The sequence below is a fragment of the Variovorax sp. Soil_C_39 genome, from assembly GCF_057656815.1.
Window position 1 is genome coordinate 95906 of record NZ_JBDGJQ010000002.1, and the last position, 24952, is coordinate 120857.

The window sequence follows — 24952 nt, forward strand, 5'->3', positions numbered from 1 at the left end:
AGGCGCGTGACGCCGTGCGTGCGTCCGCACGCACAAGGAGCGCAACGCCGAGGGGCGGGCTGTGGCGAGCTTCCCTCCGGGTTGCTCCGCCAAGGGGCCGTCTGCGGCGTTGCCCGCGCTTGCAAGGCGCCAGCCTTGCTGCGCGCGGGCGCCTTGCAGCCAGCCCCTTGGCGAAGCAACGCGATCCCCTTGCGTAGTGTTAACAGGCCCTAGGCTGCAGTGAGCCGCCGGCGGGCGTTCAGGCGGTGACGCTGGCCCAGTATTCCCGCGCGGTCGCCTTGATGGTGCGCATCGCTTCCGGGTCGCCCTGCCATAGCGCGGAGAAGTAGGCCTTGGCCTGTGCGAGCGAGACGTCGGGCGGCAGCGGCGGCACGGCCGCATCGGTCACCATCTCGAGCAGCATCGGTCGGTCGGCCGAAAAAGCAGCTTCCCATGCGGGGGCGATGGCCTCGGGCGTGTCGACGCGTACCGCGGCAAGGCCGAGCATCTCGGCGAAGCGCGCATAAGGAAAGTCGGGCAGCTGCTGCGAGGCATCGAACTTGGGGTCGCCACTGAGCACACGCTGTTCCCAGGTCACGAGGTTGAGGTCGCGGTTGTTGAGCACCATGATCGCGAGCCGCGGATCGCGCCAATTGCGCCAGACACGCGCGAGCGTGATGAGCGCATTCAGTCCGTTCATCTGCATCGCGCCGTCGCCGAGCATCGCGACCGCGGGGCGGTCGGGGTGCGCCATCTTGGCCGCGATGGCATAGGGCAGCGCCGGGCCCATGGTGGCGAGTCCGCCAGAGAGGCTGGCCTTCATGCCGCGCCGCAGCTTGACGTCGCGCGCATACCAATTGGCGGCCGAGCCGCTGTCGCAGGTGAGCATGCAGCGCTCGGGCAAGCGCGACGACAGTTCCCAGAACACCCGCTGCGGGTTCAGCGGCGAGGCCTCGACGTGCGCGCGCGCCTCGAGCACGCGCCACCATTTCGCCACGTCGGCCTCGATGCCACTGCGCCAGGGGCCGTGCGGTTTCGCATCGAGCAGCGGCAGCAGGGCCGCGAGCGTGGCGCGGCTGTCGCCGACCAGGCCCAGCTCGGTGGGGTAGCGCAGGCCGATGGCGCGCGGATCGGCGTCGATCTGCACGCAACGCGCCTGGCCTTCGGGCGGCAGGAACTCGGCATAGGGGAACGACGACCCGATCATCAGCAGGGTGTCGCACTCTTCCATCATGCGCGAGCTGGGCCGCGTGCCGAGCACGCCGATCGCGCCGGTCACGAAGGGCAGGTCGTCGGGCACCGCGGCCTTGCCGAGCAGCGCTTTCGCAACGCCGGCGCCGAGGTGCTCGGCCAGTTGGATCAATTCGTCGGTGGCGTGCAGGGCGCCCGCGCCTGCAAGGATCGCGACCTTCTGGCCGGCGTTGATGATTTCCGCCGCGCGCCCGAGTGCGATCGCGTTCGGCACCTGCGCAATGGCCGTGCTGCCGATGCCGCTGTGCACCGTGCCGTGTTCGCGTGGCGGCACCGGCACCGCGGGCAGGTCCTGCACGTCGTTGGGAAAGATCACGCAGGTCACGGCGCGGCGGTCGCGCGCAATGCGCATCGCGCGGTCGACGAGGTGGCGAACCTGTTCGGCGCTGGTGGCCATCTGCACGAACTCGTGCGCCACGTCCTTGAACAGCGAGACCAGGTCCACCTCCTGCTGGTAGTCGCCGCCGAGTGCGCTGCGCTTCTGCTGGCCCACGATGGCGACCACCGGCTGGTGGTCGAGCTTCGCGTCGTAGAGGCCATTGAGCAGGTGGATGGCACCCGGGCCCGAGGTGGCGAGGCAGACACCCACCTCGCCCGAGAACTTGGCATGCGCGCACGCCATGAAAGCCGAAAGCTCCTCATGCCGGCTCTGCACGAACTCGATCGCGCCATCGGCACGGTCGAGCGCACCCATGAGACCGTTGATGCCGTCACCGGGGTAGCCGTAGATGCGCCGCACGCCCCAGTCGTGCAGCCGCTGGACCACGAAATCGCTGACCGTCTGCTTCATCATTGGCACTCCATGTTGTCGGCCGTCCATGCTCGGCGCGGGCGGCGCGCGTGGCTGTCGTTCAACCGGCCCCAGGTTCCGTCGGCGCAGTCCCACAGGCGGCGGCAGAGCGGTCGCCAGACTTCTCCCACGCCCGTCCCCAGCGTCTTCCGACCCGACGTGCTCGTGCGGCGCGCACGATGAAACCTTGTTCATGCAAAAGGAGCAAAGTCATGCCCCAAGGCGACAAGTCGGCCTACACGGACAAGCAGAAACGCAAGGCCGAGCACATCGAGGAGAGCTACGAGCACCGCGGCGTTGGCAAGGGCGAGGCCGAGCGGCGTGCCTGGTCCACGGTCAACGCCGAGACCGGCGGCGGCAAGAAGAGCGGCAGCGGCCGCGGCAAGGCCGAGAACCATGCACCGTCGCGCAAGGGCGGCCACAAGGGCGGGCCTGCGACCGCGTCGCGCACGGCGGCGGAGCGCTCGGCATCGGCGAAGAAGGCCGCCGCCACGCGGAAGCGGAATGCGGAGCATCGAAGCGGCTGAACCCGGAGCCTGTCAGGGCGTATGCACGAAGCAGAGCTTGTGGCCCTCGGGGTCGATGCAATACGCCGCGTAGAAGTCGGCCGCATAGCGCGGCCGCAGCCCCGGTTCACCTGCATCGGTGGCACCGCGCGACAAAGCGCCTCGCCATGCCGCATCGACCGCCTCGTGCGAGCGCGCGAGAAAGCTCACCTGCGAGCCGTTGCCCGCGGTCGCCGGCAAGCCATTGAACGGATGGTGGATGACGAACTGCGGCCAGCGGGTGCCCGGGTGGCGCCACAGCACGCCGGCCGGGCCAACGCGTGAAAGGTCGGTGAAGCGCACCATGCCGACGTGGCGCAGCACCTCGTCGTAGAACGCGGTCATGCGTCGCAGGTCGTGGACCCCGAGCTGGATGTGCGCGAACATGGATGGGAAGCTCCGGTTCTTCGTGGCTGCTCAGCGGCGGCGCGCAGCGGGCAGGCGGATGCGTGGGCCGGGCGTGGTCGGAACTCGCAAGGCCTCTGCGGCCTGGCGCAGGAAGCGTTCGTTGCGCTCGCGCGACTGCGTGGCCACGCAATCGCGCGGCGCCACGGCGTCGAAGTCGCGCATGCCGGCATCCGCCACAGTGGCCCAGATGCACTGGTCGCTCGCCACCCCGGTGACGATGAGCCGCCGGGCCTTCAGGTAGGACAGCAGCAGTTCGAGCGGGGTCGCGAAGAACGCCGATTGTTTGGGCTTGAGCACGAAGTAGTCGCTTTCGCCGGGCAGCAGCGCCGAGGTGATCTCGGCGCCCGCGCCGCCCGCCTCGAGCGACATGTCGACGAGCCTGCGCAGGTCCGAACGCCAGCGCCCGCGGTTGTCGTTGACGTAGATGGTGGGCACGCCGGCACGGCTGCAGCGCGCCTTGAGCGCTGCGATCGGGCGGGCGATCGAAAGGGCGCCGGGCAGCAGCTTCTCGGCGTCGGGAAAATCCCAGACGCTGATCATGTCGATGATCAGCAAGGCGGTCTGGCCGGCGGCGGGTTCGGAAGCGAGGACAGGCGGTGGAGCGGAAGCCATGGGCTGGCGAGGTCGTCGGTCGATAGTGGCGCTGGTCGCACGATGGCCAACGGGCCGCGGCGGCCCCGTAGGAGAGCCGCGCGTGATCACGCAAGTTGCGGCCGTCCCCCCAGGGGCTGCGGCACGCGTAGGAGGCCGCTTTCACAAGCTCGCGGGATATCCCGCCCCGCGCGGGCCGAAGCTGCTCAACCATGGACCCGAGCGATGCCTGACTTGTGCTGTCTGTCCTTCGTCCCCGTTCACAAGGAGCTTTCCCGATGAACACTTCCGCTTTCAATCGACCTTTTGCGATCGTCACCGGCGCCTCCTCGGGCATCGGCCTGGAACTCGCGCGCTGCTGCGCCAATGAGGGCTTCGACCTGCTGATCGCGGCCGACGAGCCCGAAATCGAAGACGCAGCCGTCCAGCTGCGCACGCGCGGTGTCGAGGTGCAGCCGGTGCAGGCCGATCTTTCCAACACCGAGGGCGTGGACCGCCTGCTTGCCGCCGCCGGGCAGCGGCCGGTGAACGCGCTGCTCGCCAACGCGGGCCGCGGCCTCGGCCATGCGGTCCTCGACCAGAGCTTTGCGGATGCGCGCCACGTGCTCGACACCAACGTGACCGGCACCCTCTACCTGGTCCACCGTGTCGGCGGCGCCATGCGCGCGCGCGGCGAAGGCCGCATTCTCATCACCGGTTCGATTGCGGGCTTCATGCCCGGCAGCTTCCAGGCCGTCTACAACGGTACCAAGGCGTTCCTCGATTCGTTCTCGTTCGCGCTGCGCGAAGAACTCAAGGACAGCGGCGTGACCGTGAGCTGCCTGATGCCCGGCCCGACCGACACCGAGTTCTTCGAGCGCGCCGACATGCTCGACACCAAGGTCGGCCAGGACGACAGGAAGGCCGATCCTGCCAAGGTGGCGAAGATCGGCTTCGACGCCATGATGAAGGGCGAGGGCGACGTGGTCGCGGGCTGGAAGAACAAGTTCCAGGCGGTGGTCGCCAACATCACGCCCTCGGAGCTGCTGGCCAAGCAGCACCGCCGGATGGCGGAGCCCGGCACGGCCGCGAGCCGCTGACGAACGGGCGCATGCCATGGACACCCTCTTCGGTTCGGGAGCTGCCCTCGTGGACACGGTCCTCCAAAGCACCGGTGGCAGCGTGGTGGTGTGGAGCGCCGATCCGCAGGCCTACGCCAGCGACCACGAACGCGCCACGCGCAGCAACTTCGCCGAGCGGCTCGCGGCACTGAAGCAGTTTCGGTTCACGGGCGAATTCGACGCCTCGCGCGCGCACGAAGGCACGCCGCTGTACTTCGTGCCGAGCGACACCATCGCGAGCACGCAACTGGCGCGCTCGCTCGGCATCTCCACGCCGCACGACCTGTTCGGCGGCGTGGTGCCGTATCCCTTCGTGGCCACCAAGGCGATCACGCATCCGCTGGTGGGCCGGGCGGCAGTCTGCCCCGAAGGCTGGGCGCCCGGCTTCGCCGCCGCCGTCGCCGATGCGGTGCTCGACGGCTTTTCGGCCTTCACGCTCGAAGACGCGCGCTGGGCCGGCCGCCAGTTGCTCGACCGGGGCACCGTGCGCATCAAGCCCGTGTGCGCCACCGGCGGGCGCGGCCAGTCGGTGGCGGCCGATGCCGAAGCGCTCGACCGCTGCCTTGCGGCCATGGACGAGAGCGAGATCGGGCTGCATGGCGTGGTGATCGAGCAGAACCTCACGCGGCCCGAAACCTTCAGCGTGGGGCAGGTGCTTGTCGATCAGATGCTGGTGAGCTACTACGGCCGGCAGCGCATGACCGCCGACAACGCCGGCCAGCAGGTCTATGGCGGCTCCGACCTGACGCTGGTGCGCGGCAACTTCGACGCGCTGCTCGCCAGCACACAGCCGATGCCGGCGCTGCGCCTCGCGATCGACCAGGCGCGGCGCTACCACCAGGCGGTGGTCGACAGCTACCCCGGCTTCTTCGCGTCGCGCGTGAACTACGACGTGGCGCAGGGAACCACGCCGGACGGCCACTGGCGATCGGGCGTTCTCGAGCAGTCGTGGCGCGTGGGCGGCGCCACCGGCGCCGAGATGGTCGCGCTCGAATGCTTCTGGCGCGACCCGGTGCTCGAGCGCGTGCGCGTCTCGTGCTTCGAGGCCTATGGCGACGCACCCGACGTGCCGGCCGGCGCCACGGTGCACTACCAGGGCGTAGACCGTCAGGTCGGACCGCTGACCAAGTACGCCCTGTTTCAACCTTATGACAGCGACACGACATAACTTCATCGACATCTCCGTGGACGGCCAGCACATCGCTGGCACCCTCGTCGCCGCTTCCACCATGGTGCCCGGCGTGCTGCTGGTCCATGGCTGGGACGGCAGCCAGGAGCAGTACATCGCACGGGCGCACGAGATCGCCGCGCTCGGCTGCGTCTGCCTGACCTTCGACCTGCGCGGCCATGCGCGCCATGCCTCGCTGCGCCAGGAGGTCACGCGCGAGGACAACCTGCGCGACGTGCTCGCCGCCTACGACACGCTCATCAGCCATCCGACCGTCGACCCCGAAGCGATCGCGATCGTCGGCAGCAGCTACGGCGGCTACCTGGCCGCGCTCGTCAGTGCGATGCGTCCGGTGCGCTGGCTCGCGCTGCGCGCGCCCGCGCTCTACCGCGACCGCGAGTGGCTGGCGCCCAAGGGGCAGCTCAGCAGGCCCGACCTGGTGGCCTACCGGCGCACGCTCGTCGGCCCGCGCGACAACCGCGCGCTCGCGGCCTGCGAGGCGTTCACGGGCGACGTGCTGATCGTCGAATCGGAGCACGACCAGATCGTGCCGCACCCGGTGATCGAGAACTACCTGGGCGCCTTCAAGCGCGTGCGCTCGGCCACCTACCGCGTGCTGTCCGGCGCCGACCATGCGCTGTCGAAGCAGTCGCACCGGCAGGCCTACGGGCAGCTGCTGGTGTCGTGGATGACCGAGATGACCCTCGGCGCAAGCGCGACCGGCGGCCTGGCTCGTCGTGTTTCCCAATCACCCGCATGAGGCTCGACATGACCTTTGCAACGAATGACTCACCCCGCCTGCTTCCGGTGCTGCGCACCGGCCTTGTTGCCGGCACCTGCGCCAGCCTTGCCTCCACCGCCGCGCTGATGCTCTGCGGCCGTCGCGAGGCCGGCAGCATGGTGGCGCCCACCAACGCCACCAGCCACTGGCTCTGGGGCGACGACGAAGCCTTTGCCGCACGGCGGCCCACGCTCAGGCACACCGGGATCGGCTATGCCACGCACCATGCGAGCGCCGTGTTCTGGGCGGTGCTCTATGCCTGGCTGCATGCCGAGCGGCATCCGCCACGGACCGTGTCGCAAGCCCTTGCCGGTGCCGGCGTGGCCACCGTGGTGGCCTGCACGATCGACTACACCGTCACGCCGCGCCGCCTCACGCCGGGCTTCGAGCGGCACCTCTCGACGCTGTCGATGGGCGTGGTCTACGGGCTGTTCGCGATCGGGCTCGCCGCAGGCTGCCTGCTGGCGCAGCGCGGCGCCCGCGCACGCTGACGGCCGCCGCGCAGTGCGGTTCGTAGTGCGGCTAGTACGTTCACTCAAGGAGCTTTCCTACGTCGCGCGCCCGGCAGCCCTCCCATCGTTGAGTTCCCATTCAACCAAACCGGAGCCCACGATGCCCACTTCCACCAAGCGCTCGGCACCCGATGCCTGCAGCCTTCTCGACACCGACCACCGCAACGTCAAGAAGATGTTCAAGGAGTACGAGGAGCTGACCCATTCGCGCGCCGCCAGCGCGCAGCAGAAGAAGCGCGAGCTCGCCAACCAGATCTGCATGGAGCTCACCGTTCATGCGCAGATCGAGGAAGAGATCTTTTATCCCGCGCTGCGCGAAGCGCTCAGCGAGACCGATCTCCTCGACGAAGCCGAGGTCGAGCACGCGAGCGCCAAGGACCTGATCGCGCAGATCGAAGGCGCTGCCGACGTCGACGACATGTTCGACGCCAAGGTCATCGTTCTCGGCGAGTACATCGACCACCACGTGAAGGAAGAGCGCAACGAGATCTTCGTCAAGGCACGCGCCGCGCGCGGCCTCGACCTGGTCGCCATGCGCGATCAGCTCACCGCGCGCAAGGAAGAGCTCATGGAAGAGCTCACCGCATCGGCTTGACGCCCCCGGAGGCGCCCTTGGTGCCTCCCCACTTTCCTGTGGAGGTCCTATGACCGGTCTCGTTTCCCGGCTTTTCCCCACGGCGACCAACATGATTCGCCTGGATCACACGCACGTGATGTCCACCTATCACCAGTACAAGCCGAGCGCGTCGGCGCGGGTGAAGAAGGGCCTGGTCAACACGATCTGCACCGCGCTCGAAATCCATGCGCAGCTCGAGGAAGAAATCTTTTATCCCGAGGTGCGCAAGGTGACGGACGACGAGCGCATCAACAAGTCGATGGAAGAGCATGCCGAGATGCGGCGGCTCATCGGCCTGCTGCGCGCGATGGAGCCCGAAGCGCGCGACTACGACGATACGCTCGCCGCGCTGATGCGCGACGTGATGCACCACGTGGCGGACGAGGAAACCATCGTGCTGCCCGCGGCCGAGACGCTGCTGGCCGACCGGCTCGGCGACCTTGGCGCGCAGATGACCAAGCGTCGCCTGCAGCTGGTCGGTCCCCGCTCGGGCGAAATCGCGGTCGACATGGGCCGCGCAGCCTCGGGCAATACCGCCGCCATCGCGGTGGTCGGGCTGGCGGCGGCCGGCCTGTTGCTGGCGCGCCGAAGCGGCCATCTGCGCAGGCACGCGCGCGCATGAGCGCGCCGCATTGATATCGCTGGCTTCTCCAGGCGTCGGCCCCGGTGCACATCGGGGTCGACCGCTTCCTGCTGTCCGCTGCGTTCGCGCCGCGGGCTTTTTCTTACCTACGGAGTTTTCATGCCTCGTTCCAAACAGCCCCCTACCTCCAACAGCGCCGTGACCAGCGCAGCCGCAGCCGCCCGCAACACCGACAGCGGTGCCGCCAACCTGCCGCCGGGCGAGCCACGCGATCCGCCTTCGCAGAAAGCGGCACATGCGCAGGCACTGGCGGCGAGCATGCCGTTCAATGTCGGCAAGCCGCTCGAGCATGGCCATGCCAACGCGCTGCGGCCGCCGCAGGGGCAGTCGGTCGCGCCGCTGTCGCCGGCCGCGACTGCCAGCACGCTGTCCGAGGAAGTCGGCTCCGAGAAGACCGGCGGCATGGCGATGCCCGGCCTGAACGCCACCATCGAGTCGCTCGACCGGGTGCGCGTGGATTCGGGCGGACAGCGGCTCACGACCAACCAGGGCGTGCCGATCGCGGACAACCAGAACTCGCTCAAGGCGGGCCTGCGCGGCCCGGCCCTGCTGGAAGATTTCATCCTTCGCGAGAAGATCACGCACTTCGACCACGAACGCATTCCCGAACGCATCGTGCATGCCCGCGGATCGGGCGCGCACGGCTACTTTGAAAGCTACGAAGGCATTCCGCAGTTCACCAAGGCGGCGCCGCTGCGCGAGGCCGGGAAGATCACGCCGGTGTTCGTGCGCTTCTCGACCGTGGCGGGCGAGCGCGGCTCCAAGGACACCGCGCGCGACGTGCGGGGCTTCGCGGTCAAGTTCTATACCGACGAGGGCAACTGGGACCTGGTGGGCAACAACATGCCCGTGTTCTTCATTCAGGACGCGATGAAGTTTCCCGACCTGGTCCACGCGGTCAAGCCCGAGCCGCATCACCAGATGCCGCAGGCCGCGAGCGCGCACGACACCTTCTGGGACTTCGTCGGGCTCATGCCTGAGTCGGCGCACATGCTGATGTGGCAGATGTCGGACCGCGCCATCCCGCGCAGCTACCGCATGATGCAGGGCTTCGGCGTGCACACCTTCCGGCTCGTGAACGACGCCGGCAACTCGGTGTTCTGCAAGTTCCACTGGACGCCGGTGCTCGGCACGCATTCGCTGGTGTGGGACGAGGCGGTGAAGATCTCGGGCGCAGACCCCGACTACCATCGGCGCGACCTGTGGGAGGCCATCGAGGCCGGCGAGTTTCCCGAGTGGGAGCTGGGCCTGCAGATCTTCACCGAGGAAGAGGCCGAGGCCTTCAGCTTCGACGTGCTCGATGCCACCAAGATCGTGCCCGAGGAACTGGTGCCGATCACGCCCGTGGGCCGCATGGTGTTGAACCGCAACCCCGACAATTTCTTTGCCGAGACCGAGCAGGTGGCCTTCTGCACCGCGCACGTGGTGCCCGGCATCGACTTCTCCAACGACCCGCTGCTGGCCGGGCGCATCCATTCGTATGTCGATACGCAGATCACGCGCCTCGGTGGACCGAACTTCCACGAGCTGCCGATCAACGCGCCGATCGCACCGGTGCACAACAACCAGCGCGACGGCATGCACCGCCAGGCCATCCACCGCGGACGCGTCGCCTACGAGCCCAATTCGCTGGGCGGCGGCTGTCCGTTCCAGGCCGGGGCATCGGCCGGCTTCATGACCTTTCCGCAGCGCATCGTGGACCAGGACAAGGTGCGCGGCAAACCCGAGAAGTTCGCCGACCACTACACGCAGGCGACGCTGTTCTTCGAAAGCCAGACACCCGCCGAGCAGGCGCACATCGCGGCGGCGTTCCGCTTCGAGCTGTCGAAGTGCACCGTGCCGGCCGTGCGCGAGCGCGTGGTGGCGAGCCTCGTCAACGCCTCGCCGGCGCTCGCGCAGCAGGTGGCCGACGGGCTCGGCATTCCCGTGCCGCCGGCACTGCCGCGCGCACTCCCGCAGCCGCCGAAGCCCGAGGTGACGCGGTCGCCTGCGTTGTCGCTGATGGCGCGCCCGGGCGACGGGTCGGTGCGCACGCGCAAGGTGGCCTTGCTCGTGGCCGACGGCGCGCAGGGCGGTCAGATCGCGGCGATCCAGGCCGCGCTGCTGGCCGAAGGCGCGGTGGGCCGGCTGGTGGGGCCGCGCATCGGACCGTTCCGCACCGCGGAGGGCGAGACGATGGAGGCCGACGCGTCGCTGGAGAACGAACCCGGGTTCCTGTTCGACGCGCTCGTGCTGCCCGATGGCGCCCAGGCCGTGCAGATCCTCTCGAAGGACTTCCATACCGAGCAGTTCATCAAGGACCAGTACCAGCACGGCAAGACCATCCTCGCGCTCGGCGCGTCGGCTTCGCTGCTGGCCGATGCGAAGGTTTCCGACCGGCTGCCCTCGGGCGATGCCGATCCGGGGGTGCTGCAGGGCGGCGCCGAGAACTTCGAGGCCGCGCTGAGTGCCTTCGTGGGCGCGCTGGCGCTGCATCGCCATCCAGCACGCGAATTGGGGGCGGCCGTGGCCATGCCGTAGGCGCGACCTGAAGGTCGACGAGGAACCGCCTGGGCCGGGAGGATGCCGGGCGCGGCGGCGTGCCCGCTGGCATGGTAGAAACCGCCAGCCGCGCGCATGACATATGCCGCACCCCCCGCACCCCGACACCTCCCACCGATGGCAGAAGACCTCGTTCTCCGAAACCCCGGGCGCGGGCGTGCGCGCTGGCTGCTGGTCGGCGCCGCCTTGCTGCTGCTGCTGCTGGTGGGCTGCGCCGGTTTGCCGTCGGGGGTGGAACGCAGGCCCTCGGTGGCCATCTCGGATGGCGCGGACACCGTGCTCGGCCGTCTCGTAGCGGCGGCGGCGCCGCCGGAAGGCGGGCTCAGCGGCTTTCGGTTGCTGCCGATGCCGCAGTATTCGCTGCATGCCCGCATCGAGCTGGCGCGTCGGGCGCAGCGCTCGATCGACGTGCAGTACTACCTGGTGCAGAACGACGAGACCGGCCGCTACGTGCTGCGCACGCTGCGCGATGCGGCCGAGCGCGGCGTGCGGGTGCGCCTGCTGGTGGACGATCTCTACACCGCGGGTGCCGATCCGCTGTTCGCGGGGCTGGCCGCGCATGCCAACGTCGAGGTGCGGATGTTCAATCCGTTCCCGGCCGGCCGCGACCGCCTGAGCACGCGCTGGGCCGCGTCGCTGCTCGACTTCGACCGCGCGCACCGCCGCATGCACAACAAGCTCTTCGTGGTGGACAACACGATGGCCGTGATGGGCGGGCGCAACATCGCGAACGAGTACTTTCTGCGGGACGGCGGCTCGAACTTCATCGACGTCGACACGCTCGTGGCCGGCACGGTGGTGCCGCGGTTGTCGTCGCTGTTCGACATGTACTGGAACAGCCCCTACGTCTATCCGCTCGAGTCGCTGGTCCAGACCAATGTGGCCACGCCGGCGCAATGGCGCGAGCGCTTCGAGCAGCTGACCGCAGGGCCCGACACGCTGCACCCCGAGCCGCTGACCTCGACCGACCTGCTCGGCAACAACGCGTTGGAGAAGGACCTCGACGCCGGCGCGCTGTCGCTCGTGTGGGGCCGCGCCGAGGCCTACGCCGACGCGCCCGCGAAGGCGCTCGGGCGCACCGACGAGACGCGCGGCCTGCCGGCCGACGAATCGACCGACAGCGTGCTCTACAACGTGCGGCGCTACCTGCGCGCCGCGGAGCACGAGATCCTGCAAACCACGCCCTACCTGATCCCGGGGCGCGGCGGCATGGAGACGATGCGCATCGTGCGGCAGAAGGGCGTGAGCTACACCATCGTCACCAACTCGCTGGCCGCGACCGACGAGTCGCTGGTTCACATCGGCTACCGGCGCTACCGGCCCGAGATGCTGCAGCTCGGCGTGGCGCTCTACGAACTGAGCCCCAAGCGGGTGGAAGAGACCAAGCGCTTCGGCATGTACGGCTCGGCGAGCGGGCGCTTGCACGGCAAGTCGGCCGTGATCGACCGCAGCCTGGTGTTCATCGGGTCGATGAACTTCGATCCGCGCTCGATGCTGCACAACACCGAGATCGGCATCTTCATCTTCAGCCCGCAGCTTGCGCAGCAGCTCACCAGCCTCATCGGGTTCATGCGGCTGGACGGCGCCTACCAACTGCAGCTCGGGCCCGATGGGGGCATCGAATGGGTGAGCCCGGCGTCGGGCGATGGCGCCGACACCATCCTGCACACCGAACCGGAAACCGACTTCTGGTCGCGCTGGAAGCTGGAGCTGCTTGCGCCACTGGTGCCCGAGAGCCTGCTGTAGCGCGGCGCCGGCCCGCCGGCTATTGCTGCAGCCGGCCGCTCAGGTAGGGCTCGGGGTCGACCGCCGTGCCGTTGCGGCGGATCTCGAAACGCAGCTTGGTGCGGTCGCTGCCGCTCTTGCCCATTTCGGCGATCCTCTGGCCCTGGCGCACCACCGCGTTTTCCTTCACGAGGGTGTTCTGCACGTGCGCATAGGCCGAGAGGAAGGTCTCGTCGTGCTTGACGATCACCATGTTGCCGTAGCCAGCCAGTTCGTTGCCCACATAGACCACGCGCCCGTCGCGCGAGGCGACGATCGGGTCGCCGAGATTGCCCGCGATGTCGAGGCCCTTGTTGCGCACCCCGTCGAAGCGCGCAATGATGGCGCCGCTCGCGGGCCGGATGAACAGCGCCTGGGGCTGCGGAGCCGGTGGCGGGGTGGTCGGGGCCGGGCGCGGCGGCGGCAGCGGCGTGGTGCAGGCGGCGAGGGCGGCGGCCACGAGCACTGCGGCGCCGGTACGGGAAACAAGGGTCTGGATGTCCATGGCTCTCTTGGAACGGGTTCGTTGCGGAGGGTTCCTTCGGTCGGCACGCGGGGCGAGCCACCGTTGCCATGCTAGCAAACTTGTAAATGCCGCAGCGTCTCGATGAAGCTGCGGCTCGCCGCCGACAGCGAGCGGCCCCGCTTCGTGACCACGAAGACGTCGCGCGACACGCGCGGTGCCGTCAGGCTGCGCACCACCAATGCCTCGTCGCCTGCGGCCCTGGCGAATGCCGAGGGCATGATCGACGGCCCCATGCCGCTGGCCGTCATCCAAAGCGCAGTCGACAGGAAGGAGACCTCGTTGACCACGTCGAGCGCGACGCCGGCCTGTGCGGCCGTGCGGTCGATCAGGGGCCGGATGCCGTAGCCAGGGCGCATCGTGATGACTGGATGGCCTGCCAGGTCGGCCCAGCGCACCGGCTTGGCGCTCGCGGCCAGCGGGTGGCCGCGAGCGCACACCAGGCTCAGGTGGTCGCGCATCAGCGTCTCTGTCTCGACCTCGGCGCCCGGCCGCTCGGGCGTGCCGATGCCGAAGTCCACATGCTCGCCGATGACGCGCGAGACGAACTGGTCCGGCGCGCAGTCGTCGACCACCACCCGCACGCCCGGATGCGCCTGGCCGAAACCGCGGATCGCCGCCGGCAGCAGGAAGGCGGCGAGGGTGGGCGTGATCGCCAGGCAGATGCGGCCGCGCTGCAGTTGCGCCAGCTCGCGGAAGTCGGCCGAGAGCGAGTCCACGTCACGCAGGATGCGCTCGGCGGCCGGCAGCATGTCGGTGGCCGCGGCGGTGGGCTGCAGCGAGCGGGTGGTGCGGTCGAAGAGCCGCGTGCCCAATCCCTCTTCGAGTTGCCGGATCAGCATGCTGACGGCTGACTGCGTGACGTACAGCTTCTCCGCCGCTGCACTGAGCTTGCGCAGCTGGTGCACCGCGAGGAAGGCGCGCAGTTGGCGGATGGTCGGGCTGAACTTGGGCGCGGGATTCATCAGGTCACATCATATTTCGTTCGTAATTTATTGATTTACGAATGAATGGCGCTGCCGTTCAATCCGTTTTCGGAGACATCACAAGGAAGCTCGATGAAGACACTTTCCCGCGCCCTGGTCCTGCTGGCCGGGGCCACCGCACTGCTCGCCGGCCCCACGCGCGCCCAGGCGCCTGCGGATTTCCCCCAGAAACCCATTCGTGTGATCGTGACTTTCCCGCCGGGCGGCAGCGCCGACGCCGTGGTGCGCATGCTGGTGCCGAAGCTCAACGACAGGCTGGGGCAGCCGGTCGTGGTGGACAACCGCCCCGGGGCGGGCGGCAACGTCGGACTGACCCTGGCCGCCAAGGCGCCGGGCGACGGCTACACGCTGGGCGTCGGCGCCGCCGGTGCGCTCTCGGCCAACAGCAGCCTCTATGCGCAGATGCCCTTCGACGTGCAGAAGGACTTCAGGCCGGTGGGCCTGCTGGCGGCCATCCCTTTCGTGATCGTGGGCCATCCCTCCATCGGCGTGAAGACGCAGGCCGAACTGGTCGCGCTGGCGCGCGCACAGCCGGGCAAGCTCTCGGTCGGCCACGGAGGCAACGGCACGGCCATGCACCTTTCGGCGGCGCTCTTCGCGCAGATGGCGGATGTGAAGCTGGTCGAGGTGCCCTACCGCGGCTCGGGGCCGGCGGCCGTCGACACGTTGGCGGGCCAGATCCCGCTGGCCGTGGTGGACCTGCCTTCGGCGCTGCAGCAGATCAAGGCCGGCAAGTTGCTTGCCTTCGCGGTCACCAGTGCGCAGCGCCTGCCGATGCTGCCGGACGTGCCGACGGTGGCGGAGGCCGGCCTGCCCGGCTACGACTCCACCGGGTGGTTCGGCGTGGTGGCGCCGGCCGACACGCCGACGCCCATCGTGGCGCGGTTGAATGCGGAGATCAACGCGGCGCTGAAGGACGAGCAGATCCAGGCCGCCATGCGCAACCTGGGCGTGGAGCCCGCGCCCGGCACGGTGAAGGCCTTCGACGACTACATCCGCGCGGAGACGAAGAAATGGGCCGCGGTCATCAAGGCCGCGAACATCAAGCTGGACTGAAGACACGACATGCAGGAAAAGGAAGAACTGAAGGCCGACGTGCTCGTGGTCGGCGCCGGCCCGGTGGGCCTGACGCTGGCCATGGACCTGGCTTCGCGCGGCGTGAAGGTGCTCGTGGTGGAGACGCGGCGCTACGCCGAGCCGCCCAGCGTCAAGTGCAACCACGTGGCGGCGCGCACCATGGAGCAGTTTCGCCGCCTGGGGGTGGCGCAGAAGCTGCGCGACGCGGGGTTGCCGGCCGACTACCCGAACGATGTGGTGTTCCGCACCAGCGCGACGGGCATCGAGCTCACGCGCATTCCCATCCCGTGCCGGCGCGACCGCCATACGGAGACCGAGGGGCCCGACGCCTGGTGGCCGACGCCCGAGCCGCCACACCGCATCAACCAGCTCTTCCTCGAGCCCATCCTGCTCGAGCACACGGCCGCGCTGCCGAACGTGAAGCTCCTCAACCGCACGCAGCTCACCGGCTTCGAGCAGGACGCGGAGGGCGTCACCGCCCTTGCCACCGACCTCGACAGCGGCGACACACGCCGCATCCGCTGCCGCTACCTGGTGGGCTGCGACGGCGGCAGCTCGGGCGTGCGCAAGCGCATGGGCGCCAAGCTGGAAGGCACGCCCGTGATCCAGCGCGTGCAATCGACCTACATCCGCGCGCCGCAGCTGCGCGCGATGATTCCGGGCAAGCCGGCCTGGTCCTGCTACGCGGTCAATCCGCGACGCTGCGGCACGATGTTCGCGATCGACGGGCACGAGACCTGGCTGGTGCACAACCATCTGAATGCCGACGAGCCCGAGTTCGATTCGGTGGACCGCGACCGCTCGATCCGCGAGATCCTCGGCGTCGGCGAGGACTTCCGCTACGAGGTGATCAGCAAGGAAGACTGGGTGGGCCGCCGCCTGGTGGCGGACCGCTTCCGAGACCGCCGCGTGTTCATCGCCGGCGACGCGGCACACCTGTGGGTACCGTATGCGGGCTATGGCATGAACGCCGGCATCGCCGATGCGATCAACCTCTCGTGGTTGCTCGCGGCCTGCGTGCAAGGCTGGGCCGACGAGCGCATCCTCGACGCCTACGAAGCCGAGCGCCAGCCGATCACCGAGCAGGTCTCGCAGTTCGCGATGGACCATGCGCAGAAGATGATTCGCGCGCGCCGCGCCGTTCCGCCGGACATCGAGGCGCCGGGCCTCGAAGGCGACGCGCTGCGGGCGGAGGTCGGGCGCGAGGCGTACGCGCTGAATGTGCAGCAGTTCTGCTGCGCCGGCCTCAACTTCGGCTATTTCTACACGGGCTCGCCCATCATCGTGGCGGACGGCGAGGAGGCTCCCCCGTACACCATGGGCGACTTCACGCCATCGACCGTGCCCGGCTGCCGCGCGCCGCATCTGTGGCTGAGCGACGGGCGCTCGCTTTACGACGCCTTCGGCCCCGGCTACACGCTGCTGCGCTTCGACCGCCGCGCGGATGTCCAGGCGCTCGCGCAGGCGGCGCATGCCGCGCGGCTGCCGCTGTCGGTGCTCGACGTCGAGGCCGGGGAAATTCCGCGCGCCTACCGCCATCGCCTGGTGCTGTGCCGTGCCGACCAGCACGTGGTGTGGCGCGGCGACCGTGTGCCGGCCGATCCAGCCGCCTTGGTCGCCCTGCTGCGGGGGGCGGCACGCGCCGCCGAGGGACGGCCTACTTGAGCGGAATCGGCGTGCCGCGATCGATCGGCACCGCGGTGATGCTGTTCTTCGGCGAACCGTCGATCAGGAGCTCGGAATAGGTGAGATAGACCAGCGTGTTGCGCTTCGGGTCGACCATGCGCACCACGCGCAGCCGCTTGAACAGGATCGACAGCCGCTCGCTGAAGACTTCCTCGCGCTTGGGCAGGGGCTGCGGCATGCTCACCGGACCGACCTGGCGGCAGGCGATCGAGGCGTCGGAGGTGTCTTCGGCCAGCCCGAAAGCGCCTGAGATCCCGCCGGTCTTGGCGCGCGAGACGTAGCAGGTCACGCCGTTGACCTTGGGGTCGTCGTAGGCCTCGACCACGATCTTGTGGTCGGGGCCGATGAGCTTGAACGCGGTGTCCACCTCTCCGATGGCTTCGGCGCGCGCCGAGGCGGCGATGAGCAGGAGCCCGAGGAGGGCGCCGGTGCGAACGGTTCTTTTCGACATTTGTTTTTTATCTCCCTTGAACGATGCCGAGGCTCAGACGATGCTGAGTTCATGGACGCGGTCGAAACTGCCGCGCCGTCGATCCTCGAAATAGTGTTCGAGCGCCTCGCGCACCGTGCGGAAGGCGATCTCTTCCCAGGGAATCTCTTCCTCGGTGAAGAGCTTCGCCTCGATGGTCTCGTGCCCCGGGTCGAAGCGGTCGTCGAGCAGCCGGGCACGGTAGAACATGTGCACCTGGCCCACGCGCACCACGCTGATCACCGCGAACAAGCCTTCCATCTCGTAGTGGGCGCCGGCCTCCTCGTCGGTCTCGCGCGCCGCGCCCTGGGCCGTGGTCTCGCCGAGTTCCATGAAACCCGCGGGCAGGGTCCACTTGCCCCAGCGCGGCTCGATGTTGCGCTTGCACAGCAGCACCTTGTCGCCGAGCACGGGAATGGTGCCCACCACGTTGAGCGGGTTCTCGTAGTGGATGGTGCTGCAGGCCGGGCAGACGGCGCGCTCCTTGGTGTCGCCGTCGTCGGGGACGCGGTAGACCACCGCGGTGCCGCAGTTCTTGCAGTGCTTGATGGGTACGCGCAGGATCATGCGAGGCCGACCGTCGGGTTCAGACGACCTTGACCGTGAGCTTGGGCAGCCCCGCCACTTCGCCCACCAGCGTGTCGCCCGCCACCACCGCCGCCACGCCTTCGGGCGTGCCGGTGAAGATCAGGTCGCCGGGCTGGAGATCCCAGGCGGCCGAGAGGTGCTCGATGGTTTCGGCCACGTTCCAGATCAGCTTGGCGACCGTGCTGCGCTGGCGGTCGGTGCCGTTGACCTGCAACGAGATCTCGGCCTTCTCGGCGTCGCCGGCCTGGGCCACCGGCACGATCGGGCCGATGGGCGCGCTCTGCTCGAAGCCCTTGCCGATGTCCCAGGGGCGGCCCTGCTTCTTCATCTCGCCCTGCAGGTCGCGGCGCGTCATGTCGAGGCCCACGGCGTAGCCGTAGATGTGCTTGTGCGCGTCGGCGGCCAGGATGTTGCGCCCGCCCGTGCCGATCGCCACCACGAGCTCGATCTCGTGGTGCAGGTTTTTCGTCAGCGCGGGGTAGGCGATGGTGCCGGTCTGGCCGTCTTCGACCACGACCGCGGCATCGGCCGGCTTCATGAAGAAGAAGGGCGGTTCGCGGCCGGTGAAGCCCATTTCCTTCGCGTGGTCCTCGTAGTTGCGGCCCACGCAATAGATGCGGTGCACCGGAAAGCGGGCCGTCTGCCCGACCACCGGAACCGAAACCGTCGCGGGCGGGGCGAAAACAAACTCGGAAGCCATTGCGTCTGTCCTTTTCAGCGAAAAATCTGGGAAAACGGCAGTGTGCCAGAGGCAGGCCCGCGCCGCCGCTCTGCGCCGCCCGGCGCTATGCTCACGGCATGATGAAGCTGCACAACTACTTCCGTTCCTCCGCATCGTTCCGCGTGCGCATCGCGCTGAACCTCAAGGGCCTGGACTTCGAGTACATCCCCGTCCACATCGCGCGCGGCGACCACCGCTCGGGCCCGTTCTCGGCCATCTCGCCCGACATGCTGGTGCCGCTGCTCGAGGACGAGGGCGAGCGCTTCTCGCAGTCGATGGCAATCATCGAATACCTCGACGAGACGCATCCCGAGCCGCCGCTGCTGCCAACCGACCCGGTGGGACGGGCGCATGTGCGTGCACTGGCGCAGTCGATCGCCTGCGAGATCCATCCGCTCAACAACCTGCGCGTGCTCAAGTACCTCGTGAAAGACCTGAAGCTCGACGACGCGGCCAAGAACGCGTGGTATCGCCACTGGGTGCGCGAAGGCATGCTGGCGTTCGAGCGGCAGCTCGCGCAGCACCCGGACAGCACCTTCTGCTACGGCCACACGCCCACGTTGGCCGACTGCTGCCTGGTGCCGCAGATCTTCAACGGCAGGCGCTTCGATTGCGACTTCAGCGGCCTGCCGCGCACCATGGCCGCGTTCGAGGCCTGCATGGCGCTCGACGCGTTCCAGCGCGCGCAGCCCTCGCAGGCTCCAGACGCCGAGGCATGAGCGCCGCGCCGGGCCGCCCCAAGCAAGCTCGCTCCCGCTTGGCGGGAAGGCGCGTAGCGCCAAGGGTGCACCAGTGAACGCACCCGAGCCGGAGTGGCTCGTGCCCGACTGGCCGGCGCCGCCGAATGTGCAGGCGCTGTGCACGACGCGGGACGGCGGGGTGTCGGCAGGGCGCTACGAAAGCCTCAACCTCGGCGACCACGTGGGCGATGCCCCAGCCGACGTGGCGACCAATCGGGCCCGGCTGGCGCAGGCGCTGGACGGTGCGCGGCCGGTGTTCCTGCAGCAGGTGCACGGCACCGGGGTGGCGATGCTCGATGGCGCCCAGCCTTACCCCGACGGCATGGCGGCCGATGCTGCCACCACCACTGCGGCCGGCGTGGCCTGCACGATCATGGTGGCCGACTGCCTGCCGGTGCTGTTCACCGACAGGGCCGGCCGGCGCGTGGCGGCCGCGCATGCGGGCTGGCGTGGGCTCGCTGAGGGCGTGCTGGAGCGCACGGTCGCAGGGTTCGACGCGCCGGCCGGCGAGCTGATGGCCTGGCTCGGGCCCTGCATCGGCCCCACGGCCTTCGAGGTCGGGGCCGAGGTCAAGGCCGCTTTCGAGGCGCATGCCCCTGAGGCGGCAGCCTGCTTCGCACCCGCGGCAGCGCCCGGCAAATGGCTGGCCGACCTGCCGTCGCTGGCGCGCCAGCGGTTGCGCGCAGTGGGCCTGGTGCAACTGCATGGCAACGACGGCAGCGCCGAGTGGTGCACGGTCGGCAATCCCTCACGGTTCTTTTCGCACCGGCGCGACGGCGTCAGCGGGCGCTTCGCTGCCCTGGTCTGGAAGCGCTGAAGCCAGCGCGGCCGCCTTCTCGGCCGCCGCGGCCTGCCGAGCAGCTTCCTGGGCCTCGGCCTCGCGCTGCTTGATCGCGCGCCGCCGCGCCGGCGCGCCCATCAGGTAAACCACCAGTGCCACGGGCGCCAATCCGTACAAAAGAAATGTGAAGATGGCACCCAGCACGGTGCCCGTGGTGTTGGTGGCCTCGGCCACGGCCATCATCACGACGACGTAGAGCCAGCCGATCACGATCAGGTGGATGAACACAGCAGGTTTCAGCAGGTAAGTGGAAGGCCGCCGCTTCGGAGGCCTCGGGAAATGCAGGATACTCAAAACGCGCAAGCCATCCGTATCGATTCAGGCGAGGACCCGAAGACATGACAAAGCAACAAGCAACGGGGGCAGAGGCATTCGCACCGCTCCAGAAGGCGTTTTCAGACGGCTGGGCCCAGGCCATGCAGGCGTTCCAGCAGGCGGCCGGGCAGACACCCGCAGCCTTTGCCGGCAAGCCGCTTTGGCAGTTGCCGCCGATGCCCGAGATGCCCGGCATGCCGCAGATGCCCGAGATGCCGCGCCTGTCCGTGCCGCCCGAGAAGCTGCAGGCGATTCAGCAGGACTACGTTGCCGAGGCGAACGAGCTTTGGCGCAAGGGCCTGGAGGCGCGGCCCGAGGGCGACCGGCGCTTCGCCGGCGAGGCCTGGGGCAGCAATCCGCTGTCGTCCTTTGCGGCCGCGGTGTACCTGCTCAACGGCCGCACCCTGCTGCGCATGGCCGAGGCGGTCGAGGCCGACGAGAAGACCCGCTCGCGCCTGCGCTTCGCGGTCGAGCAATGGATGGCCGCTGCGTCGCCGAGCAATTCGCTCGCACTCAACCCCGAAGCCCAGAAGAAGGCCATCGACACGCGCGGCGAGAGCATTGCGCGCGGCATCCAGAACCTGCTGCACGACGTGAAGCAGGGCCACCTGAGCATGACCGATGAAAGCGCCTTCGAGGTCGGCCGCAACGTCGCGACGACCGAGGGCGCGGTGGTGTTCGAGAACGAGCTGTTCCAGCTGCTCGAGTACAAGCCGCTCACGGCCAAGGTGCACGAGCGGCCGTTCCTGCTGGTGCCGCCGTGCATCAACAAGTTCTACATCCTCGACCTGCAGCCCGAGAACTCGCTGATCCGCTATGCCAACGAGCAGGGGCATCGCGTGTTCGTCGTGAGCTGGCGCAACCCCGACGAGTCGCTCGCCCATGCCACCTGGGACGACTACATCGAGCAGGCGGCGATCAAGGCAATCCACGTGGTGCAGGAGATCGGCGCGAGCAAGCAGATCAATGCGCTCGGCTTCTGCGTCGGCGGCACGATCCTGAGCACCGCGCTCGCGGTGCTCGCGGCGCGCGGCGAGAAGCCGGCTGCGTCGCTCACGCTGCTGACGACCTTCCTCGACTTCAGCGACACCGGCATCCTCGACATCTTCGTGGACGAGCCGATGGTCAAGTACCGCGAGATGCAGCTCGGCAAGGGCGGCCTGCTGCCCGGCACGGACCTGGCCTCGACCTTCAGCTTCCTGCGGCCGAACGACCTGGTCTGGAACTACGTGGTCGGCAACTACCTCAAGGGCGAGACGCCGCCGCCGTTCGACCTGCTCTACTGGAACAGCGACGCCACCAACCTGCCGGGGCCGTTCTACACCTGGTACCTGCGCAACACTTATCACGAGAACAAGCTCGCCAAGCCCGGTGCACTCACGGTCTGCGGCGAGAAGATCGACCTCGGCCGCATCGACATCCCGGCCTACATCTACGGCTCGCGCGAGGACCACATCGTGCCGATCGGCGGCGCCTATGCCTCCACGCAGCTGCTGCCGGGCAAGAAGCGCTTCGTGATGGGCGCTTCGGGCCACATCGCCGGCGTGATCAACCCGCCCGCCAAGAAGAAGCGCAGCCACTGGTTGCGCGAAGACGGCAAGTTTCCCAAGACCCAGGCCGAATGGCTCGCCGGCGCCAAGGAGCAGCCCGGAAGCTGGTGGACCGACTGGGCACAATGGCTCAAGGGCCACGGCGGCAAACAGGTTGCCGCGCCCAAGGCCTATGGCAACGGCAAGGCCTACAAGGCGATCGAGCCGGCGCCCGGGCGCTACGTGAAGGCTCGCGCCTGATCTTCGCCCGCACCCTTCCAAATCACACATCAACGGAGAGAACCCAAATGGAAGACATCGTCATCGTTTCGGCTGCACGCACGCCGGTCGGCAAGTTCGGCGGCTCGTTGGCCGGCATTGCGGCCACCGAGCTGGGCGCCCTCGTCATCAAGGAAGTGATCGCGCGCGCCAAGCTCACGCCCGAGCAGGTCGGCGAGGCGATCATGGGCCAGGTGCTGGCGGCGGGCGCTGGGCAGAACCCGGCGCGCCAGGCATGGCTCAAGAGCGGCGGCGCGAAGGAAACCCCAGCGCTCACCATCAACGCCGTCTGCGGCTCGGGCCTGAAGGCCGTGATGCTCGCGGCGCAGGCCGTGGCCACGGGCGACAGCGAGATCGTGATCGCCGGCGGCCAGGAGAACATGAGCATGGCGCCGCACGTGCTGCCCAATTCGCGCAACGGCCAGCGCATGGGCGACTGGAAGCTGGTCGACACGATGATCGTCGACGGCCTGTGGGACGTCTACAACCAGTACCACATGGGCATCACGGCCGAGAACGTGGCCAAGAAGTTCGGCATCGACCGTGCGGCGCAGGACGAGCTGGCCCTCGGCAGCCAGACCAAGGCCGCGGCCGCGCAGGATGCCGGCAAGTTCAAGGACGAGATCGTGCCGGTGAGCATTCCGCAGCGCAAGGGCGATCCGCTGGTCTTCGACCAGGACGAGTTCATCAACCGCAAGACCAGCGCCGAAGGCCTCGCCGGACTGCGCCCCGCGTTCGACAAGGCCGGCGGCGTGACCGCGGGCAATGCGTCGGGCCTGAACGACGGCGCTGCTGCGGTGATGGTGATGACGGCCAAGAAGGCGGCCGCGCTCGGCCTCAAGCCGCTGGGCCGCATCGCGAGCTACGCCACGGCCGGACTCGACCCGGCCATCATGGGCATGGGCCCTGTGCCCGCCTCGACCAAGGCGCTGCAGCGCGCCGGCTGGAAGGCCGCCGACCTCGACCTGCTCGAGATCAACGAAGCCTTTGCCGCACAGGCCTGCGCGGTGAACAAGGAAATGGGCTGGGACGTGAACAAGGTCAACGTGAACGGCGGCGCCATCGCCATCGGTCATCCGATCGGCGCGTCGGGTTGCCGCATCTTGGTGACGCTGCTGCACGAGATGCAGCGCCAGAACGCGAAGAAGGGCATCGCGTCGCTGTGCATCGGCGGTGGCATGGGCGTGGCGCTGACGATCGAGCGCTAGCGTTTCGGCGGGGCGCTGCTTTCAGGGCGCGATCCCGCCGACGGGGTACCTTTCTCCGCGAATGTCCCCCGGCCTGCGGCGGGGGACATTCGCGCAGGGGAGTACCCGGCGGCCTGGGCACACGCCCTGAACGCGCGTCCCGCTCCGAGACCATCTTGTGCACCGCTCAAAAATTGAGCAAACTGATTATTCCCTTTGTAAAACAACAGCTTAGATAACGTTTACAAGGAAGAACATCAGTTATCCCCAAAGTTGTCCACGGAAACTGGGGACGGCGCTGACTTCCGCACAAGTCGCCCGCAAGTCCTTGTTTTGGCGAGAAACAGGCGCGGCGCTCAGGCCGTGGCGGCGGGCGGCTCGTCGACATAGTGCCGGCACAGTGTCTCGACCAGCGCCTGCGCATAGATCGGCAGCGCCGCCCGGTCGCGCACCAGCAGGTAGCGCTCCCGCACGCACCAGGTATCGCTGAGCTCGATCAGCGCCAGCTGCATGCTCTCGCAGTTGCGCCGTGCGGCCGACTCGGGCACCACGCCGATGCCCACGCCGCTGCCGATCATCCGGCACATGGCGTCGAAACTGCCGAGCTGGATGCGCAGTTTCTGCCGCTTGCCGAGGTTGTCGGTGATCTGCGAAAGAAAGGCCTGCAGCGTGCTGCCTTGCTGCATGCCGATCGCATCTTCCTCGAGCGTCTCGGCGAACGAGATCCTGCGGCGCTTCGCGAAGCGGTGCTTGCGCGAGGTCGCGAGCACCAGCCGGTCGGTGCTGAAGTGGATCGCCTCGAGGCCCAGCGTGTCGACGCGGCCGGCGACGATGCCGATGTCGGCACGGCCGTCGAGCACACCGCGCGGAATCTGAGCATTCGGTTTTTCCTGAAGGTCGATGTTGATGCGCGGATTGCGCGCCAGAAAGCCGGGCAGGATCTCGGGCAGAAAATCTGTCACCGCCGTGGTGTTGGCGAACACGCGCAGATGGCCGCGCAGGCCGCCGCCGTATTCGAGCAGGTCGGCGCGCAACTGTTCCGTCTGGTGCAGCACCAGCCGCGCATGGTGTAAGAAGGCTTCGCCCGGCGGCAGCAGGCGCACGCCACGTGCTTCGCGCTGCAGCAGCTGCAGGCCGGCCTGGGTTTCGAGCGCCTTGATGCGCGCGCTCGCGGCCGCCAGCGACAGGTGCTGGCGCTCGGCAGCGCGCGTGAGGTTGCCGAGTTCGGCCGCGGCCACGAACAGGCGCAGGTCGGTCAGGTCGAAGAGCATGGGGGCGATGGTAGACCCCGAGCCTTCGGAACCATGGAAGGCTGGGTTCCG

25 protein-coding genes are annotated in these 24952 nt (G+C 68.6%); 15 read left to right on the plus strand and 10 right to left on the minus strand.

What is annotated here, in order from left to right:
* Positions 1–238 precede the first annotated feature (238 nt).
* Positions 239–2020, minus strand: coding sequence for a thiamine pyrophosphate-requiring protein (locus tag AC3A6J_RS04475; protein ID WP_487858711.1), 1782 nt, complete (start codon positions 2018–2020; stop codon positions 239–241).
* A gap of 212 nt (positions 2021–2232) precedes the next feature.
* On the opposite strand from AC3A6J_RS04475, the gene AC3A6J_RS04480 reads away from it, so the two are divergent.
* Positions 2233–2547, plus strand: coding sequence for a plasmid stabilization protein (locus AC3A6J_RS04480; protein ID WP_487858712.1), 315 nt, complete (start codon positions 2233–2235; stop codon positions 2545–2547).
* 12 nt (positions 2548–2559) lie between these two features.
* On the opposite strand, the gene AC3A6J_RS04485 is transcribed toward AC3A6J_RS04480, so the two are convergent.
* Together AC3A6J_RS04485 and AC3A6J_RS04490 are read right to left on the minus strand one after the other, a co-directional pair.
* Entirely contained in the window at positions 2560–2952 is a 393-nt protein-coding gene (locus AC3A6J_RS04485) for a VOC family protein (protein WP_487858713.1), read from the minus strand.
* A gap of 30 nt (positions 2953–2982) precedes the next feature.
* On the minus strand, positions 2983–3585 hold the full coding sequence (locus tag AC3A6J_RS04490; protein ID WP_487858714.1) for a cysteine hydrolase family protein: 603 nt from the start codon (positions 3583–3585) through the stop codon (positions 2983–2985).
* A 257-nt stretch (positions 3586–3842) separates the two neighbouring features.
* Here AC3A6J_RS04490 and AC3A6J_RS04495 point away from each other — a divergent pair, with 257 nt between their 5' ends.
* The 8 genes from AC3A6J_RS04495 (at position 3843) to AC3A6J_RS04530 (ending at position 12671) form a co-directional block, all read left to right on the plus strand.
* A complete protein-coding gene (locus AC3A6J_RS04495; RefSeq protein WP_487858715.1) occupies positions 3843–4643 on the plus strand; it encodes an SDR family NAD(P)-dependent oxidoreductase in 801 nt (266 codons plus the stop codon).
* Between the two features lie 49 nt (positions 4644–4692).
* On the plus strand, positions 4693–5832 hold the full coding sequence (locus AC3A6J_RS04500) for a DUF3182 family protein (protein WP_487858716.1): 1140 nt from the start codon (positions 4693–4695) through the stop codon (positions 5830–5832).
* Positions 5813–6592, plus strand: coding sequence for an alpha/beta hydrolase family protein (locus AC3A6J_RS04505; protein ID WP_487858717.1), 780 nt, complete (start codon positions 5813–5815; stop codon positions 6590–6592). Before AC3A6J_RS04500 ends, AC3A6J_RS04505 begins: the two co-directional genes overlap by 20 nt.
* A gap of 8 nt (positions 6593–6600) precedes the next feature.
* Positions 6601–7104 carry a hypothetical protein gene (locus AC3A6J_RS04510; protein ID WP_487858718.1) on the plus strand — a complete coding sequence of 168 codons (504 nt, stop codon included), beginning with the start codon at positions 6601–6603 and terminating at the stop codon, positions 7102–7104.
* A 121-nt stretch (positions 7105–7225) separates the two neighbouring features.
* A complete protein-coding gene (locus AC3A6J_RS04515; RefSeq protein WP_487858719.1) occupies positions 7226–7720 on the plus strand; it encodes a hemerythrin domain-containing protein in 495 nt (164 codons plus the stop codon).
* A 49-nt stretch (positions 7721–7769) separates the two neighbouring features.
* Positions 7770–8363, plus strand: a complete 594-nt coding sequence (locus AC3A6J_RS04520) for a hemerythrin domain-containing protein (RefSeq protein ID WP_487858720.1) — start codon at positions 7770–7772, stop codon at positions 8361–8363.
* Between the two features lie 120 nt (positions 8364–8483).
* A complete protein-coding gene (locus tag AC3A6J_RS04525) occupies positions 8484–10904 on the plus strand; it encodes a catalase (RefSeq protein ID WP_487858721.1) in 2421 nt (806 codons plus the stop codon).
* Between the two features lie 138 nt (positions 10905–11042).
* Entirely contained in the window at positions 11043–12671 is a 1629-nt protein-coding gene (locus AC3A6J_RS04530) for a phospholipase D family protein (RefSeq protein WP_487858722.1), read from the plus strand.
* A gap of 19 nt (positions 12672–12690) precedes the next feature.
* Here the strand turns inward: AC3A6J_RS04530 and AC3A6J_RS04535 are convergent, their stop codons facing one another.
* Both AC3A6J_RS04535 and AC3A6J_RS04540 read right to left on the minus strand, forming a co-directional pair.
* The gene (locus AC3A6J_RS04535; protein WP_487858723.1) at positions 12691–13194 is read right to left on the minus strand and encodes a murein hydrolase activator EnvC family protein; all 504 of its coding nucleotides are present in this window, start codon (positions 13192–13194) and stop codon (positions 12691–12693) included.
* Positions 13195–13265: 71 nt separating this feature from the next.
* A complete protein-coding gene (locus AC3A6J_RS04540) occupies positions 13266–14177 on the minus strand; it encodes a LysR family transcriptional regulator (protein ID WP_487858724.1) in 912 nt (303 codons plus the stop codon).
* Between the two features lie 93 nt (positions 14178–14270).
* On the opposite strand from AC3A6J_RS04540, the gene AC3A6J_RS04545 reads away from it, so the two are divergent.
* Together AC3A6J_RS04545 and AC3A6J_RS04550 are read left to right on the plus strand one after the other, a co-directional pair.
* Entirely contained in the window at positions 14271–15254 is a 984-nt protein-coding gene (locus AC3A6J_RS04545; protein WP_487858725.1) for a Bug family tripartite tricarboxylate transporter substrate binding protein, read from the plus strand.
* A gap of 9 nt (positions 15255–15263) precedes the next feature.
* Positions 15264–16940, plus strand: coding sequence for an FAD-dependent oxidoreductase (locus AC3A6J_RS04550; RefSeq protein WP_487858726.1), 1677 nt, complete (start codon positions 15264–15266; stop codon positions 16938–16940).
* Here the strand turns inward: AC3A6J_RS04550 and AC3A6J_RS04555 are convergent.
* From AC3A6J_RS04555 to AC3A6J_RS04565, 3 genes are read right to left on the minus strand one after another with little or no spacing between them, the layout of a single operon-like run.
* The gene (locus AC3A6J_RS04555; protein ID WP_487858727.1) at positions 16933–17412 is read right to left on the minus strand and encodes a CreA family protein; all 480 of its coding nucleotides are present in this window, start codon (positions 17410–17412) and stop codon (positions 16933–16935) included. The genes AC3A6J_RS04550 and AC3A6J_RS04555 overlap by 8 nt on opposite strands.
* Positions 17413–17445: 33 nt before the next feature.
* Positions 17446–17997, minus strand: a complete 552-nt coding sequence (locus AC3A6J_RS04560; RefSeq protein ID WP_487858728.1) for an NUDIX hydrolase — start codon at positions 17995–17997, stop codon at positions 17446–17448.
* Positions 17998–18016: 19 nt separating this feature from the next.
* Positions 18017–18718, minus strand: a complete 702-nt coding sequence (locus AC3A6J_RS04565) for a fumarylacetoacetate hydrolase family protein (protein WP_487858729.1) — start codon at positions 18716–18718, stop codon at positions 18017–18019.
* Positions 18719–18819: 101 nt separating this feature from the next.
* Here AC3A6J_RS04565 and maiA point away from each other — a divergent pair, with 101 nt between their 5' ends.
* Both maiA and pgeF read left to right on the plus strand, forming a co-directional pair.
* Positions 18820–19458 (plus strand): maleylacetoacetate isomerase, encoded by a 639-nt coding sequence (maiA, locus tag AC3A6J_RS04570; protein WP_487859338.1) that lies wholly within the window; start codon positions 18820–18822, stop codon positions 19456–19458.
* Positions 19459–19531: 73 nt separating this feature from the next.
* Positions 19532–20296, plus strand: a complete 765-nt coding sequence (gene pgeF / locus AC3A6J_RS04575) for a peptidoglycan editing factor PgeF (protein WP_487858730.1) — start codon at positions 19532–19534, stop codon at positions 20294–20296.
* On the opposite strand, the gene AC3A6J_RS04580 is transcribed toward pgeF, so the two are convergent.
* Positions 20228–20548 carry a hypothetical protein gene (locus AC3A6J_RS04580; protein ID WP_487858731.1) on the minus strand — a complete coding sequence of 107 codons (321 nt, stop codon included), beginning with the start codon at positions 20546–20548 and terminating at the stop codon, positions 20228–20230. The genes pgeF and AC3A6J_RS04580 overlap by 69 nt on opposite strands.
* Before the next feature lie 110 nt (positions 20549–20658).
* Between AC3A6J_RS04580 and phaC the strand changes: the two genes are divergently transcribed.
* Both phaC and AC3A6J_RS04590 read left to right on the plus strand, forming a co-directional pair.
* Positions 20659–22425 (plus strand): class I poly(R)-hydroxyalkanoic acid synthase, encoded by a 1767-nt coding sequence (gene phaC, locus AC3A6J_RS04585; protein WP_487858732.1) that lies wholly within the window; start codon positions 20659–20661, stop codon positions 22423–22425.
* 47 nt (positions 22426–22472) lie between these two features.
* A complete protein-coding gene (locus AC3A6J_RS04590) occupies positions 22473–23651 on the plus strand; it encodes an acetyl-CoA C-acetyltransferase (protein WP_487858733.1) in 1179 nt (392 codons plus the stop codon).
* A 335-nt stretch (positions 23652–23986) separates the two neighbouring features.
* On the opposite strand, the gene AC3A6J_RS04595 is transcribed toward AC3A6J_RS04590, so the two are convergent.
* Entirely contained in the window at positions 23987–24901 is a 915-nt protein-coding gene (locus AC3A6J_RS04595) for a LysR family transcriptional regulator (protein ID WP_487858734.1), read from the minus strand.
* Between the last annotated feature and the right edge of the window lie 51 nt (positions 24902–24952).